The 14,620-nt window shown below is 71.0% G+C and carries 19 protein-coding genes; 13 read left to right on the top strand and 6 right to left on the bottom strand.

Annotation, left to right across the window (positions count from 1 at the left end; translation table 11 throughout):
* Positions 1 to 50 precede the first annotated feature (50 nt).
* The gene (locus tag AB0K10_RS05445; RefSeq protein WP_363680208.1) at positions 51 to 797 is read right to left on the bottom strand and encodes a hypothetical protein; all 747 of its coding nucleotides are present in this window, start codon (positions 795 to 797) and stop codon (positions 51 to 53) included.
* 140 nt (positions 798 to 937) lie between these two features.
* On the opposite strand from AB0K10_RS05445, the gene AB0K10_RS05450 reads away from it, so the two are divergent.
* Complete coding sequence (locus tag AB0K10_RS05450) at positions 938 to 2,197, top strand: MFS transporter (RefSeq protein ID WP_363680210.1); 1,260 nt, start codon at positions 938 to 940, stop codon at positions 2,195 to 2,197.
* Here AB0K10_RS05450 and AB0K10_RS05455 read toward each other — a convergent pair.
* Entirely contained in the window at positions 2,181 to 2,624 is a 444-nt protein-coding gene (locus tag AB0K10_RS05455; protein ID WP_363680212.1) for an SRPBCC domain-containing protein, read from the bottom strand. The two genes, AB0K10_RS05450 and AB0K10_RS05455, sit on opposite strands and share 17 nt — an antisense overlap.
* Positions 2,625 to 2,816: 192 nt before the next feature.
* Here AB0K10_RS05455 and AB0K10_RS05460 point away from each other — a divergent pair, with 192 nt between their 5' ends.
* Positions 2,817 to 3,188: a hypothetical protein gene (locus AB0K10_RS05460; protein ID WP_363680214.1), complete on the top strand. Its 372-nt coding sequence runs from the start codon at positions 2,817 to 2,819 to the stop codon at positions 3,186 to 3,188.
* Between the two features lie 12 nt (positions 3,189 to 3,200).
* Here AB0K10_RS05460 and AB0K10_RS05465 read toward each other — a convergent pair whose 3' ends face one another.
* Positions 3,201 to 3,962: a class I SAM-dependent methyltransferase gene (locus AB0K10_RS05465; protein ID WP_363680523.1), complete on the bottom strand. Its 762-nt coding sequence runs from the start codon at positions 3,960 to 3,962 to the stop codon at positions 3,201 to 3,203.
* A gap of 261 nt (positions 3,963 to 4,223) precedes the next feature.
* Between AB0K10_RS05465 and AB0K10_RS05470 the strand changes: the two genes are divergently transcribed.
* The gene (locus AB0K10_RS05470; RefSeq protein ID WP_363680216.1) at positions 4,224 to 4,889 is read left to right on the top strand and encodes a GAD-like domain-containing protein; all 666 of its coding nucleotides are present in this window, start codon (positions 4,224 to 4,226) and stop codon (positions 4,887 to 4,889) included.
* Positions 4,890 to 4,939: 50 nt separating this feature from the next.
* Positions 4,940 to 5,227, top strand: coding sequence for a hypothetical protein (locus tag AB0K10_RS05475; RefSeq protein WP_363680218.1), 288 nt, complete (start codon positions 4,940 to 4,942; stop codon positions 5,225 to 5,227).
* Positions 5,228 to 5,367: 140 nt separating this feature from the next.
* On the opposite strand, the gene ychF is transcribed toward AB0K10_RS05475, so the two are convergent.
* Positions 5,368 to 6,453, bottom strand: coding sequence for a redox-regulated ATPase YchF (gene ychF, locus AB0K10_RS05480; protein ID WP_363680220.1), 1,086 nt, complete (start codon positions 6,451 to 6,453; stop codon positions 5,368 to 5,370).
* A gap of 161 nt (positions 6,454 to 6,614) precedes the next feature.
* Here ychF and AB0K10_RS05485 point away from each other — a divergent pair, with 161 nt between their 5' ends.
* Genes AB0K10_RS05485 through AB0K10_RS05510 form a run of 6 tightly spaced genes read left to right on the top strand, consistent with a single transcriptional unit; the run spans position 6,615 to position 9,344 of the window.
* Positions 6,615 to 7,028, top strand: a complete 414-nt coding sequence (locus AB0K10_RS05485; RefSeq protein WP_363680222.1) for a YbaB/EbfC family nucleoid-associated protein — start codon at positions 6,615 to 6,617, stop codon at positions 7,026 to 7,028.
* Positions 7,029 to 7,032: 4 nt separating this feature from the next.
* Positions 7,033 to 7,350 carry a type VII secretion target gene (locus tag AB0K10_RS05490; RefSeq protein ID WP_363680224.1) on the top strand — a complete coding sequence of 106 codons (318 nt, stop codon included), beginning with the start codon at positions 7,033 to 7,035 and terminating at the stop codon, positions 7,348 to 7,350.
* Between the two features lie 8 nt (positions 7,351 to 7,358).
* Positions 7,359 to 7,850, top strand: a complete 492-nt coding sequence (locus AB0K10_RS05495) for a hypothetical protein (protein ID WP_358103990.1) — start codon at positions 7,359 to 7,361, stop codon at positions 7,848 to 7,850.
* A complete protein-coding gene (locus AB0K10_RS05500; RefSeq protein ID WP_363680229.1) occupies positions 7,847 to 8,416 on the top strand; it encodes an exonuclease in 570 nt (189 codons plus the stop codon). The genes AB0K10_RS05495 and AB0K10_RS05500 overlap by 4 nt, the downstream gene beginning before the upstream one ends.
* Entirely contained in the window at positions 8,413 to 8,967 is a 555-nt protein-coding gene (locus AB0K10_RS05505) for a nucleotidyltransferase domain-containing protein (RefSeq protein WP_363680231.1), read from the top strand. The genes AB0K10_RS05500 and AB0K10_RS05505 overlap by 4 nt, the downstream gene beginning before the upstream one ends.
* Before the next feature lie 29 nt (positions 8,968 to 8,996).
* Positions 8,997 to 9,344 carry a hypothetical protein gene (locus AB0K10_RS05510; RefSeq protein ID WP_363680233.1) on the top strand — a complete coding sequence of 116 codons (348 nt, stop codon included), beginning with the start codon at positions 8,997 to 8,999 and terminating at the stop codon, positions 9,342 to 9,344.
* Between the two features lie 7 nt (positions 9,345 to 9,351).
* Here AB0K10_RS05510 and AB0K10_RS05515 read toward each other — a convergent pair whose 3' ends face one another.
* Positions 9,352 to 10,086: a peptidase E gene (locus tag AB0K10_RS05515; RefSeq protein ID WP_363680235.1), complete on the bottom strand. Its 735-nt coding sequence runs from the start codon at positions 10,084 to 10,086 to the stop codon at positions 9,352 to 9,354.
* Between the two features lie 129 nt (positions 10,087 to 10,215).
* Entirely contained in the window at positions 10,216 to 10,719 is a 504-nt protein-coding gene (locus AB0K10_RS05520; protein ID WP_363680237.1) for a hypothetical protein, read from the bottom strand.
* A gap of 204 nt (positions 10,720 to 10,923) precedes the next feature.
* Here AB0K10_RS05520 and AB0K10_RS05525 point away from each other — a divergent pair, with 204 nt between their 5' ends.
* From AB0K10_RS05525 to AB0K10_RS05535, 3 genes are all read left to right on the top strand, one after another.
* Entirely contained in the window at positions 10,924 to 12,519 is a 1,596-nt protein-coding gene (locus AB0K10_RS05525) for an FAD-binding protein (protein WP_363680239.1), read from the top strand.
* A 98-nt stretch (positions 12,520 to 12,617) separates the two neighbouring features.
* Complete coding sequence (locus tag AB0K10_RS05530; RefSeq protein WP_363680241.1) at positions 12,618 to 14,090, top strand: AlkA N-terminal domain-containing protein; 1,473 nt, start codon at positions 12,618 to 12,620, stop codon at positions 14,088 to 14,090.
* Positions 14,087 to 14,596 carry a methylated-DNA--[protein]-cysteine S-methyltransferase gene (locus AB0K10_RS05535; protein ID WP_363680243.1) on the top strand — a complete coding sequence of 170 codons (510 nt, stop codon included), beginning with the start codon at positions 14,087 to 14,089 and terminating at the stop codon, positions 14,594 to 14,596. Before AB0K10_RS05530 ends, AB0K10_RS05535 begins: the two co-directional genes overlap by 4 nt.
* The last annotated feature ends 24 nt before the right edge of the window (positions 14,597 to 14,620 follow it).

Here is a 14,620-nt window from a genome sequence, read left to right on the forward strand (position 1 = left end):
ACACCCCACCTTCCCGGAACCCGAGTCGATCACCGGGCCTGTTCGGTGCGCTACCGAGGGGTGCGCGGCGCTGGAGGGGCCGGCTCCGGATTGCAGGGCTGCGCCGGGGTGCCTGTCCTTCCGGAATTCGCCTCGATGAACAGCGTCGCGTAGGTCGCGCCGAGCACGAGGGTCGAGACGACAAGCCCGATCCACACCGCTGGATTGGCCGGCCCCACGTGCAGAAAGAGCTGAACGTACATGTAGATGATGAGCACGGGTGGCGCGAAGCTCATGATGACGAGCTCCACGCCCACCACCGCCTGATGAACCGCCCGTGTCCGTGCGCTCATGCTGGCCAGTTCAGCGGGGAACTCGCCGACCGCGAAGCCGGCCGACGGGCTCAACAGGAAGCTGACGTTCGAGGAGAAGAAGCCGGGATAGCGCTGACGAACGAGTTCCTGAAAACACTCGTCGAGCAGCTTGGCCTCCCGCGAGAGCACCGAAGCGCGCAGGAACAGATACGCCAACACCGCCGGCAGCAGGAGCCGTAGCGGGTCCAGCTTGGCCAGTGTCATGCCAACGCCCGAGACTTCGGAGATCAGGCCCCGGTTGAGGAATTCGAAGGCGGCACCCGCGGCGAGAGTGCCGATCAACGCGCGGTTCATCAACGAGACCATCCGATGGCGCGCGTCCAGCAGGCGCCACAGCAACTCCCGCGTCATGTCCGCATCCATCTCCGTGTCGGAGACGATCAGCCGAACATAATCCCTGACGTACATCGGGTTCGGCTGTCGTTTCAACCCTCGGCTCGCCACGAGAGGGAATTTATCCCAGCCGATCAAATGGCGGTCGATGGTCAGCCGGACGTGCGAGCCGGCGACCTTTCGCTCCGGGCTGATTCTGCTGTCGGCAGTCTTCGCTGGCCGACCGGACCCCCGCCGGGTCAACTGTCTGCATGCCTCGTTTCCCGCGTACCTCGCCCTACTGGCCGGTGGTGAGTCATCCCCTGCTGCGGCGCGTGCTGCCCGGGCTGGCGGTGTCCGCCCTGGGCGACGGCATGGCGGTGGTCGCGGTGACCTGGCTGGCCATCCAGCTCGCGCCGCAGGACCAGCGCGGCCTGTGGATCGCGCTCGCGGTGGCCGCGTACACCCTGCCCAGCGCGGCCGGGACGGTCATCTTCGGTCGGTGGCTGCGCGGGCGCGGCGGCGCCCAGCTCGCCGGCTGGGACGCGATCCTGCGGGCCGCCGCGCTCGCGGCGATCCCGATCGCCCACGTCGCCGGCATGCTCACCATCGGGCTGTACGTCGTCCTGCTCGCCGCTTCCGCGCTGCTGCACTCGTGGGGCTCGGCCGGGCGGTTCACCCTGATCGCCGAGCTGCTGCCCGAGCGCCACCACCTGCCGGCCAACGCGGTGCTGACCACCATCTCCGGGTTCGCCACGATCGTCGGCCCGCCGCTGGCGGGCATCCTGATCGGCTGGGCGGGGCCGGTATGGGTCATCGCCATCGATGCCGCGACGTTCGCCGTGCTGGCGCTCACCTATCGCCTCGCCCTACCCGGCACCCAGACAATCCAGCGGTACGAGCGCAGCGCCTCGCGTAGCGCGGGCTTCACGGTCATCCGCCGTCAGCCCGCGCTGTTGGGCCTGCTGGTGTTGAGCCTCTGGTTCTTCTTCCTCTTCGGCCCGGTGTACGTCGCCATGCCGATTCACATCACCGACGACCTGCACGCGTCCGCGACGCTGCTCGGCGTCTACTACACCGCCTTCGGCGTCGGCGGCCTCGTCGGCGGCGTGGTGGCCGGGCATCTCCGCCGCTGGCCGCTACGCGCCACCACCATCGGCATCGTCATCGGATTCGGCGTCGCCATGCTGCCTCTCGGCCTGGGCGCACCTGTCGGCCTGTCCCTGCCGGGGTTCGCCCTGGCGGGCCTGATCTGGGCGCCGTACATGTCCGTGTCGATGGCGCTGTTCCAACGCACCGCGTCCACCGAGCAGCTCCCCGCGGTGCTCGCCGCGAACGGCGCAGTCCTCGTGCTCGCGGTGCCGCTCGGGACGATGGTCGGCGGCCCATTGGTCGGTGCCATCGGCGCACGCCCGACGCTGCTGCTCTGCGCCGTGGCGATAGTTGTCCTTGGCCTGGCCGCCGCCGGGTTCAGGGTGGCGCGGCGGAACGCGCAGAGCTCGGGGGCCACAGAGGTCAGTGCCCGTCACTGATCTGGACGTCGTCCGGCGCCGGCCTGCCGCGCCCGGTCTCCACGAGCTCCTTGAGGCTCATCAGGAAGATCGCCCACTTGGTGCTGCACTCGCGCATGAGGGCGGTCGGCTCGCGCCAACCCGCGTGCGTGAAATCAACGATCGTGTACGTCCCACGCGAGTCGAAGCGCCAGTCGACCTCGGTGCCGATCCACTCGTCGGGACCACCGACGACCCGCCACCGCACCCGCCCGGCCGGATCCAGCTCCAGGATCTTCAGGTCGAACCCACCGTCGGCACCGAACCGCACGGCCAACCGCCCGCCGACCTCGCTCTCTCCGGTCGCGTCGATCGACCACCAGCCCGTGACGCCCTCGGGAGTCGCCACCACCCGGTAGACGTCGGCGAGCGGGGCGACGACGCCGACCTGATGCAGAATGTCCACCATTTCAGACTCCCTTGTCGCCTGCGCCGACGTGCAACCTTTGGTTGCTTAAACGTACGACGACCACCTCTCCAGCGCAACCTTTAGTTGCGTGTCACGATCGTGTCGTGACCCGCGGGGGCTGTCCCCCATAGCCGATGGGAGCCGTCGACAACGGGGCATTGAACGAGAGCGGTGCTCGCTAGACTGCCGCGCGTGTCGGTCAGTTATCCCGTTTTCCTCGTCGTCGTCGGCGGCATGCTCTTCGCCGCGCTGGTAGCGATCCCGACCGGCGTCCTCGCCGTCCGCTCGGGCGTTGCTCGCGGCGTCAAGATCGTAGGGACGATGCTCCTGCCCGTGGTGGGACTGTGGGCAGCGGTGGGCCTGCTTCGGTTGAACCCCGTCGACGGTGAATACCGAGTGGGGCCTCTGTTCGTCCTCCTCGGTGTGCTCGGCCCTTTCGCCGCCATCTACGACCTGCGCCGGGTGCGGGAACGCCAACGGGAGGGGCGAGTCAGGAGTGAACACGCAACGCAGGGCTCAGCCGATCCCTTGTGGATGGCCGACAAGCCCGTCGACCGCGAGTAGAGCTGCCGATCGTCACCGCCGGCGGGCGCGCAGCACGCCGGTCAGCATCGGCAGGGTGAACTCGCCCTCGGCGGTCTCGGGCCTGCTCCCGAGGAAGTCGCGAATCCGGCCGAGAGTCGCCTCCCGCTCCGGTTCCGGCATGACCAGCATGCCGGCCCGGGTTGCGAGCGTCGCGACGAGGGAGTCCGCGGTGCGGCACTGTCCGTGCGGAAAGTCGGCCTGCTCCGCCGAACCGAACCGGACCGCCACGCCATCGCTCGGAATGAGCATGCCGGCGGTCGCCGCGCGCCACCTGGTGAGGGTGTCCCGCGGGCCGATCGCCGCACTTCCGCTGACCCGTTCGAGGTCGGCGACCCAGCCGATCCGGTCGTCCATGATGTTCCACAGGCCTGCCAGGACACCTCCGGGCGCAAGGACCCGGGCGATTTCCGGCCCCGCGACGGCCATGTCGAACCAGTGCAGGGCGTTGCCGGCAACCACGGCGTCGACGGACGCGTCCGGCAACGGGATCGCCTCGGCGCTCCCCGGCAGGGCACGAACGGCCGGCATCGCGCGGCGCAGCTCGGTGAGCATCGCAGGGTCGGGTTCCACCGCGACGACGTCCGCGCCAACGGCGACCAACGTGGCGGCCAGCTTGCCGGTGCCGGCACCAAGGTCGAGCACTCGCGGGCCGGGCGCGAACTCAAGCGCCCACCGCACCGCGGCCTGCGCGTAATCCGGGCGATGCCGGGCGTACGCGGACGCCGCCGAACCGAACGACGAGCTGAGCGACATCCGTTCCTCCACGGCGCCCATCCTCTCGGATTTCTGGATGTCGCGGTGTCCCGGCCGCCCCGAGAACCCGCTTTCCAGGAATCCGAGTTGATCAGGCCCGGCTACGATGCCAGGTTCGTCTCCCGCACCACCACCGACTCGTCGTGGGAGACCGGCAACTGGTCGCGTACCTCGACCGTCGCCGGCCCGGGCTCGGCGAGTGGACTGCGGCGCTCTGATCGGGCAGGAAGTTGATTCGTGACACGAGGGGAGGGCGCGGCGATGGCGCAGGACGACGTAGCGGAATTGGCTGAGAGGTGGGGGCCTCCAACCCATTCCACTCCGGTCCATGCCAGCCGGCTGGCTCAGTTCGCAGGTGTGGTGCCCGATCTGCTGCTGGCGTACTGGCGTAGGTACGGCTTCGCCGGCTTCGGTAACGGGTTGTTCTGGTTGTGCGATCCCGAGGTGTGGCAGCCGGCGGTCGACGTTTGTACGAACGGCCTTGCCCTGCCGAGAGAGGAACGATGGATTGCGGTGAGCCGCAGCGCGTTCGGCGATCTGCAGGTGTGGGGGCAGCAGACGGGTTCACGGTTGACGATCACCGCGCAGTACGGGTGGGTGGTCCACACGGATCGGCCGGACCGCGTGCTGACGGACGATGGCCGCAATGACCGGCTCTACGCGATGCTGATGTGCCAGGACCGCCGCAGTGTCGACCTGCACGGCGCCGACAAGAAGCCATTGTTCGACCGGATCCTCGCACTGCGTGGCCCGGTGGGACCCGACACCATCTACGGCTTCGTCCCGGCCCTGGGTCTCGGCGGGGCGCTGCTTCCCGACCGGGCGGAGATCGTCGACGGACCCGTCCATCTGGAGCTGCTCGCCGAACTATCCGAGCGTCGCATCGTGAACGAAGAAGACCTCCTGCACATGTGGATCGGCCAGTGACCGGCCCAGGCGCTGCCGAAGACCGGCCGGCGAGCGAGCACCACCGGCGCGTGCCCGTCGAACAGCCGGCAAGGCCGACGTCGGCGGCGTGGCGGCCGGTGCGGGCCACCGACACGGGCCTGAATGGACGTACCGCGCGTCTCCTGACCAGCGAGCCGACCGACGACGCGGGATGGCCGGCGGATCTGCCCGCCGGTGCGACGGAAGTGGTCATCGTCGAGGACGCTGTCAGTCCGACAGCCACTCTGAAGGTGCGGACCGATGGGGACGCCGCGCCGACGACTGCGCGGATCAGGTTTGACCAGCTCGCCGTACGCGATGAGGCAGTGGAAGGGTGACCGCGGTAGTCGTGGACCGTCAGGTCGTGCCATGGACCAGGCGTTCCGGGTCCGCGGCAGCGCCTACCTACTGACCCTGCCGGTACTGATCATCTTGACGATCAACGGTTAGGGCCTGTTTCGGGCAAAGCGGGCGGGGGTCAGACGTTGAAGCGGAACTCCACCACATCGCCGTCCTGCATGACGTACTCCTTGCCCTCGATGCGGACCTTGCCCGCCGCCTTGGCCGCCGCCATCGATCCGTGCTCGATCAGGTCGGCGTAGGAGACCACCTCGGCCTTGATGAAGCCGCGCTGGAAGTCCGAGTGGATGACACCCGCGGCCTCCGGCGCGGTGGCGCCGACCGGGACGGTCCAGGCGCGCGCTTCCTTGGGGCCGGCCGTGAGGTACGTCTGGAGGCCGAGCGTACGGAAACCGACGCGGACGAGCTGGTTGAGGCCGGGCTCGTTCTGCCCGATCGACTCCAGCAGCTCGCGGGCCTCCTCCTCGGGCAGATCCACCAGCTCGGATTCGATCTTGGCGTCCATGAAGACGGCCTCGGCGGGGGCGACCAGGGCGCGCAGCTCGTCGAGGAACGTCTCGTTGGCCAGTTCGGCCTCGTCGACGTTGAAGACGTACAGGAAGGGCTTCGTGGTGAGCAGGTGCAGCTCGCGCAGGTGCTCCAGCTCGATCTTGGCGGCGGCGGCCCCAGAGTACAGGGTGGTGCCGCCGTCGAGCACCTCGATGGCGGCCTTCGCGGCGGCGACCGCGGCCGAGCGGTCCTTGCGGAGCTTGGCCTCCTTCTCCAACCGGGGCAGCGCCTTGTCCAGGGTCTGCAGGTCGGCGAGGATCAGCTCGGTGTTGATCGTCTCGATGTCGTCGGCCGGGGACACCTTGCCGTCGACGTGCACCACGTTCGGGTCGGAGAAGGCACGGACCACCTGGCAGATCGCCGAGGCGTCGCGGATGTTCGCCAGGAAGGCATTGCCTCGGCCCTGCCCCTTCGACGCGCCGCGAACCAGGCCGGCGATGTCGACGAACGACACCGGGGCCGGCAGCACCTTCTGCGAGGAGAAGATCTCGGCCAGCTTGCCGAGCCGGTCGTCGGGCAGCCCGACCACGCCGACGTTGGGCTCGATGGTGGCGAACGGGTAGTTCGCCGCCAGCACGTCGTTCTTGGTCAACGCGTTGAAAAGCGTGCTCTTGCCGACGTTGGGCAGGCCGACGATGCCGATGGTGAGACTCACGACGGGCCAGCTTACGCCGGTGCCGGCCGGGCCGGTCCACGCGGCTCCGATTCGGCCGGCCCCGGCGCCGGCCGTGGTCGCGCCTCGGCGGGTCCCGACAGTGGTTCGCCGTTGCTACCCTCTCGATGTCGCATACGACGTTAGGGGGCGATGTGGACCAGGTGACGGATTTCGACCGACTGTTCCAACAGACCCGACAGGCACTGGCGTCGATGCGGTCGACAGGTGGGGTGCCCGACGACCCGGACGTCCGGCCGGCGCGGGGCACCGGGTCGGCGGCGGGCGGTCAGGTCGAGGCCGTTGCGGTGGGCCAACGCGTCGAGTCGGTGACGGTGGACCCGCGAGCCCTGCGGATGGGCGCCGACATGCTCGGCGAGCAGATCACCCTGGCGGTCAACGCCGCGCTGGACGACCTGCGGCTCCAGGCCGGCGAGGCCACGGACGCGCCTGATGTGGACCCGGTGGCCCTGGGCCGGCAGCTCGACGAGTTGCAGAACGAGTCGGTGCGCAGCATGGCGGCAATGAGCGATGCGCTCACCGACGCGGTACGGCGCATCCAGCAGGCAGCGAGGTGATGGCGTGCGCGAGGACCTTCAGGTGCATCCGCCCGCGTTGCGCCAGGGCGGCAGCCACCTGACGACGGTGGCCGAGCAGCTGGCCGCGCAGTGGGAGGCGCTGCGCGCGCGGACGGCCGCGATGGGTGACATCTTCGGCGACGACGACGTGGGTGGTCTGATCGGCATGTCGTACCAGGTGGCGGAGGAAATCGCGGCGGAGTGCCTCGGGTCGGTGGTCGACGGCCTGCGCGGCTTCGGTGACGGGTTGAGCCTGATGGCCGACCAGTACGACCTGGTCGAGCAGGACAACGACGCCCAGTTCACGACGATGAGCTGGTAGGCGGGTCGATGGGCATCATGCTGCCCGGCGAACTCGCCGGCCTGCTCAACGAGCTGGGATACACGTGGCCCAAGTCGGACGAGACGAAGATGTTCGAGCTCGGCCAGATGTGGATGGAGATGGCCGACTCGTTGAACAATGCGGCGGCGGAGGGCACGGCCGCCGCTCAGCGCGTGCTGACCGGCAACCAGGGCGACGCGCTGGCCGCGTTCCAGGAGCGCTGGGAGGCGGACGGCTCGGCGATGTCGGTGCTCCGCGACGGTGGCACCGGTGCGCAGATGGTCGCCGCGACGCTCTTCGTGTGCGCGCTGATCGTCCTCGCCCTGAAGATCAACGTGATTGTCCAGCTGGTCATCCTGTTGGTGCAGATCATCCAGGCGCTGGCGACGGCCGCGCCGACGTTCGGTGCCTCGCTGCTGGAGATCCCCGTCTTCAAGAAGCTCACCGACATCGTCCTCAACATGCTGATCGACCAGGCCATCGGCGTGGTGCTGGGATGACCGCTCCCCTGCCCGAGCTGTACATCGGCGTCGACGTGGAGGCGGACGGACCGATTCCCGGCCCGTACAGCATGATCTCGCTGGGTATGGCCGTGGCCGGCCGTCCGGATCTGGCGTTCTACACCGAGCTGCGGCCCATCTCCGACGAGTTCGTTCCGGCCGCGCTCGCCGTGTCGGGCCTGGACCGGGACCGCCTGCTCCGCGAGGCGCCCACCGCCGAGGCGGCGATGTCGGCGGCGGCGGCCTGGGTCAATGGGCTGCGCCGGATCGGTCGGCCGGTCTTCCTCGCCGCGCCCGCGGTCTGGGACGGCATGTTCGTGCACTGGTACTTCGTACGCTTCGTCGGCCACAGCCCGTTCGGTGCCACCGGCTCCGGCGTCGACCTGCGCAGCTACTGGATGGGGTTGACCGGCAGCGAGTGGGTCCAGACCCGCAAAGGCAAGATCAAACACGAGCTGGGTCTGCACGACGTGCCGCACACCCACCACGCCGGCGAAGACGCCGCCGAGCTGGCGCAGGTCTTCGACGCAGTACTGCGCCGCCGGCGGTCCGGCGAGCCGACATGACAGGGCATCGGCGCGACCTGCCGGACGGCGCCACCGGCGCTGCCCGGGGCATCGTTGCGCAGGCCGCCCGCAGCATGATGCGGCGGGCCGACGATGTGGCCGGCGAGGCCGCCGAGGCTGCCACCACCCGGGCCGCCCGCCGGGTCCCACAGGGCTTCACCGAACGCCAGTGGACCCGCTTCGCCCGGGGCGCCCGGCAGACGCAACGGCAGGCCGGGCTGCCCGACGGGGACCTGGTCGCCCACGGCAGCCGGGTACGCGGCACCGCACGCCCGGACTCCGACATCGACGTGGCGCTCATCGTCGACGACAAGACGTTCTTCGACCTGGCCGAACGGTCCCTGTCCAGGGCACCGGACGGCACCCGGCTGCGCAAGACGATGCTGCGCCGGATCAACGAGAACGGTCAGCTCGCCAGCTTCGACCTGGGCACCGACTTCACCCACCTGCGCCGCGAGCTGATGGACTCGCACGTGCCGCACAAGGTGCAGTTCTCGGTGCTGCGCCGGGGCGGCAAGTTCGACAACGGCCCGTTCCTCCCGCTCGATTGAGCGGTTCCGCATCTGGCAAGGTGGCAGACGTGCAGACGACGTTGCAGTTCCTCATCATGGTCGACGGCCCGCTCACAGCGGCGGAGCTGCTCGACCTGATCCGCACCCGGCTGCCCGACGCGGTGCCCTACCGCCGGGACTCGGTGGACGTCCGCGGCAACCTGCTGGAGATCAACCCCAACGAGGCCGCCGACCCGCGGCTCGCCGCGACCGACGAGGACGACTACCTCTACTTCCGGTGGCGGGTGGAGCTGACCCCGATGGACAGGGCGGTCGACGAGGGGCACCAGATCGCCCTCGCCCGGGAGTTGCTGCGGGCGATCGACGGACCGGAGGTGCGGGCGACCGTGTGCGCCGCGTTCGAGGACCGGGTGTGACCCGTGCTCAGCCGAGCAGGCGCGGGGTGATGACCGTCTCCGCGACGGTGCCGTCGGCGGCGCGGCTGACCTCGTACGCCGAGACGCCCTCGCGGTCGGCGACCGCCTCGACCAGCCGGGTCCCCCGGTAGATCAGGCCGACGCCGTCGTCGGTGCAGTGGCTGGTGGGTAGCGTCCCGTCGCCGACCAGCTCGTGCATCAGCGGTCGGCGCTGGGCCTCGCTGTCGTAGTGCACGCCGTTGCCGTACGGCAGCCAGCCCAACGCCTCGGTGAAACCGCGCAGGCGGCGGCCGAAGCTGTCGGTGGCGCCGCCCACGTGCCAGCAGATCGAGCCGGCCGACACGCCGGCCAGCACCACGCCTGCCTGCCAGCACTCGTGCAGGATCTCGTCGAGCCCGTGTACGCGCCAGACCGCGACGAGGTTGGCGACGCTGCCGCCGTCGACCCAGATCACGTCCTGGGCGAGCAGGTGAGCGCGGACGTCGTCGACGTTCGGCATCGGGAACAGCGCGAGGTGCGACAGGCGGAACCGGGTGTCGGCGAACGCGCCGTAGACGGCGGCCAACGAGGTGGGCTGGTCACCAATGGCCTGCCCGAGGTAGCAGATCCGCGGTTGCGGACCGGCCTCGGCCAGCTCGGCCGCCAGCTCGAAGATCGGGCTGGGGCGCAGGTCGAGCGGCCCTCGACCGCCGCGAAAGAAGCCCATGCTGGTGGCGAGGATGGTCGGTTCGCTGGCGGGCATCGGGTTCCTCCTCGGTGGGGCCGGCACCCATCCTGCCGCAACGACCCGGACACGATCCCGTCGCCCTCCGCGCGACGATCATGAGGTTGGCGACGCTCGTGGGGATCAACGAACCTGCCAACCTCATGATCAACACGATCGGTCGGGCCGGCGCTGGTGGGGCACCCGGGCCTCCGGGGGCAGCTCGTCGAACGGACGGTCGGTCGCGGGCAGTTGCGCCGCGGCGGCACGAGGCAGGGTGAACCGTTCGGCGGCGCCCGGCCCGGCCCAGACCGACTCGCGCAGCATCCAGCGGACCTCGTCGGCCGTCCAGCCCAGCCCTGGCCGGGCGGCGATCTCGCAGACCAACCGCCTGGCGGCCCGGGTGTCGTCGTCGTAGAAGCGCATGCACCAGTGGTGTGTCCACATGCCGAGCGCCCGCAGACCGGCGTCGTCGAGCGAGCGGGCGAGCCGGCCGCAGGCGGTGTCGGCGAACGTCCGCTCGGGGTCACCCGCGCGGTCCCGCTCGATGGCACCGACGGCAGCCGGCGCGACGGCCCGCATCCGGCGGTAGAAGGACTGCACCACGGCGCGGGGCAGCGGCGGGAACGCGCCAGGTGTCGATGCCGTCGCCCGACCCGCCACGCTCGCCATCGCCGCACCCCTTCTTGAGTTGGTGGCCGGACGTTACCCGCCACGACCGACACTTCCGGGCGGAAACCCCCCAGCCGGCCCCCTTCCCCCTGGTGATCAAGAGGTCTACGTCACCGGACACGGGGTGTGGTGACGCAGACCTCTTGATCACCGTGCGGGGAGCGAGGGGGTGGGGTGGGAGGGTGGGGTATGGGTTTGGGCCGGGTGCCTCAGTCGCTGACCGGGCAGATCGTCACGCCCGGCGATCGTCGGTACGCGCAGCTGCGCTCCACGTACACGACGATGGCCTCGCCGGCCGCCGTCCTGCTGCCCAAGACCACCGCTCAGGTGACCGACGCGATCCGGTACGCGCGGGAGCAGCGGCTGCCGATCGCCGTACGCAGTGGTGGGCACGGCTTCTCCGGAGCCTCCTCGAACAACGGCGGGATCGTCATCGACCTGTCGATGCTCAACCGGGTGCGAGTGCTCGACGAGCGGGCCGGGCTGGTCCGGGTCGAGGCCGGCGCCCGCTGGGCGAACGTCGCGAAGACGCTGGCCCCGTACGGCCTGGTGGTCAGCTCGGGCGATTACGGCGGTGTCGGCGTCGGCGGGTTGGCCACCGGCGGCGGCGTCGGCTGGCTGGTACGCGCCCACGGCCTCACCATCGACCGCGTCCGCGCGGTGGAGGTCGTGCTCGCCGACGGAACGTTGGTACGCGCGGACGCGGCGCACGAACCCGAGCTGTTCTGGCTGGTCCGGGGTGCCGGCGCGGGGGCCGGTGTGGTGGTGGCGTTCGAGATCGAGGCCGCCGAGCAGCGCAACGTCGGCGTGGCGCAGCTGGTGGTGGAGGCCCACCCGGACGGCCGTACCGTCCACGAGTGGGCGAGTTACCTGGCACGGGCCCCCCGGGAGCTGTCCGCCGCCGCCGTGCTGTTCGCCGAGGGCCGCTCGACGCTCATGTCCGTCACCGCAGTGGTGGCCGCGGAGAGCCTGCGGCGCGTCCGGCCCGTCGTGGAGCCGCTGCTGGCCATCGGGAAGGTGCTCGAACACCGCAGTGACCTGCTGCCCTACCCGACGCTGGTGCCGACGGCGCACCTGCAACCGAACGTCGGGCAGCAACGGGGTACGACCACCAACGGGCTGTTCGCCGACCTGGACCCGGCCGTCGCCCGGGCGGTCATGCGGGCGACCACCGGGCCGGGGCGGGCGGTGATCCAACTGCGCTCGGTCGGCGGAGCGGTGAACGACGTCGCCGCGGACGCGACGGCCTACCGACACCGGCATCAGAACACCCTGGTCATCGCCTCGACGTTCCCACCGCACGGCCACGGCGCGTTGGACGCCGCCTGGCGGGCCGTCGGCGCGCGGGCCGACGGCGAGTACGTCAACTTCGAGAGCCGACCGGACCCTGCCGCGTTCGCGCGGATCTACCCGGGCGAGACCGGCGCCCGGGTGCGCCGGCTGTGGAAGCGGTACGACCCGGACGGCGTGTTCCGCTCGCCCCTGCTCGACGGCCAGACCAACCGGTCCGGCCAGACGGGCCGGTCGAAGCAGACGACGCGGTTCAGCCAGTCCGCTCGGTCCGGCCAGTCCACCCAGGCCGGCCAGCGGTCCGGCCAGTCCGCCCAGGCGGGTCAGCCCACGCAGGTCGGCCAGCGGTCCGGCCAGTCCGTCCAGGCGGGTCAGCCCGCGCAGGCCGGCCAGCGGTCCGGCCAGTCGGCCCAGGTCGGTCAGCCCGCCCAGGTGGGTCGACCCGCCCAGTCCAGGCAGTCCGCGTCCGGGCAGCGGTCCGGTCAGCCGCACCGGCGCCGCCGCCGCTGAACAGCGCCGACCTCGCGAACCGTCAGGCGGTAGGCCGCGCACGCCCAGGTCCGATTCCCGCCAGCCGAGGGCCCGACCAGCGGGGCACCATAGGTGACGTGGAGATGGACTTCGAACGGTGCTACCGAGCGGTGGACAGCCGTGACCAGCGGTTCGACGGCTGGTTCTACACCGGCGTGACGTCGACGGGGATCTACTGCCGGCCGTCCTGCCCGGCGACCACGCCCAAGCGGCGCAACGTCCGGTTCTTCCCGTCGGCCGCCGCCGCACAGGGCGCCGGGTTGCGTGCCTGCCGCCGCTGCCGGCCGGACGCCGCACCCGGCTCGCCGCAGTGGGACGTCCGCGCCGACGTGGTCGGCCGAGCGATGCGACTGATCGCCGACGGGGTGGTCGACCGGGACGGCGTACCGGGGCTGGCCGCCCGCCTCGGCTACACCGAACGGCACCTGCACCGGATGCTGCGCGCCGAGATGGGTGCCGGGCCGCTCGCGCTGGCCCGGGCCCAGCGGGCGCAGACCGCCCGGATCCTGATCGAGACGACAGGCCTCGGCATGGCCGAGATCGCGTTCGCCGCCGGCTTCGGCAGCGTGCGGCAGTTCAACGACACGGTCCGGGAGGTGTACGCGAGCGCACCGTCGGAGCTGCGTACGGCCCGTGGTCGGCACCTGGCGGCGGTCGGGGCGGGAACGATCACGCTCCGGCTGGCGTACCGTCCGCCGCTGCACGCCCGGGCGCTCCTGGACTTCCTCGCGCTGCGCGCGCTGCCCGGGGTGGAGGAGGTGCGCGACGGGACGTACCACCGGGGGTTGCGGTTGCCACACGGTGTCGGCCAGGTGGCGCTGACCCCGGCGGACGGGCACGTGGTTGCGACGCTGCGCCTGGCCGACCTGCGCGACCTCGCGCCGGCGGTGGCCCGCTGCCGACGCCTGCTCGATCTGGACGCGGACCCGGTAGCGGTCGACGCCACGCTCGCGGCGGACCCGGCGCTGGCCCCGGTGGTGGCCGCCGAGCCCGGCATCCGGGTTCCCCGCGCGGTAGACGGCTTCGAAATGGCGGTACGAGCCGTCATAGGCCAACAGGTCTCGGCAACGTCCGCGAGAACCACCCTCACCCGCCTCCTGACCCACCCCGTTGATCATGAGGTTGACGAGGTCGACGGAGATCGAGCCCCAGGTCAACCTCATGATCAACGCGATGGTCTGCGGGGGTTTCTCAGCCCGGAGGAGGTTCTGGGGTTGCCGGACTCCGCGTTCGGGATGCCGGTTCGGCGGCGGGAGACCATTCGGGGGCTTGCCCTCGCCGTGGCGGACGGGACAGTCGACCTGGCGCCGGGGGGTGACCGGGAGGAGACCGTCCGGCGGCTGCTCGCGCTGCCCGGCATCGGTCCGTGGACCGCCAACTACCTCGCCATGCGCGCTCTCGGCGACCCGGACGTGCTCCTCGACACCGACCTCGCGATCCGCCGTGGCGCAGCCGCGCTCGGCCTGCCCGACACGACCCTCACCGCGCACGCCGAACGGTGGCGCCCCTGGCGGTCCTACGCCACGATCAGACTCTGGAGAGCGGCATGAGCATCGACAGCACCGTGCTGACCACCCCGACCGGCCCGCTGAGCATCCTCGCCGGCCCGGACGGCGAGGTCCTGGCGGCCGGTTTCACACCCGACCCGGCGGCGCTGCTGCCCCTGATCCACCCGACCCTGCGGGCGCCGCTGCGGCAACGCGCCGACCTCGGGCCGGCCAGCACTGCCGCCCGGTCCTATCTGGACGGCGACCTCACCGCCATCGACGCGGTGCCGGTACGGCAGCACACCAGCGGCGAGTTCATGGCGCACGCCTGGCAGGTGCTGCGGGACGTTCCGGCGGGCACCCCGGTCACCTACACCGGGTACGCGGCGCTGGCTGGCCGGCCACCGGCGGTGCGCGCCGCGGCGGCGGCCTGCGCCCGCAACGCGGCGGCGCTCTTCGTGCCCTGCCACCGGGTGCTGCGCACCGACGGCACGCTCGGCGGCTACCGCTGGGGGCTGGACGTGAAGAAGTGGCTTCTCGGTCATGAGCGGCGGTTGACAGCAAGCTGACAGCAGCATCGACACCTATTGACG

The sequence above is a fragment of the Micromonospora sp. NPDC049274 genome (genome assembly GCF_040678875.1).
GTDB lineage: Bacteria > Actinomycetota > Actinomycetes > Mycobacteriales > Micromonosporaceae > Micromonospora.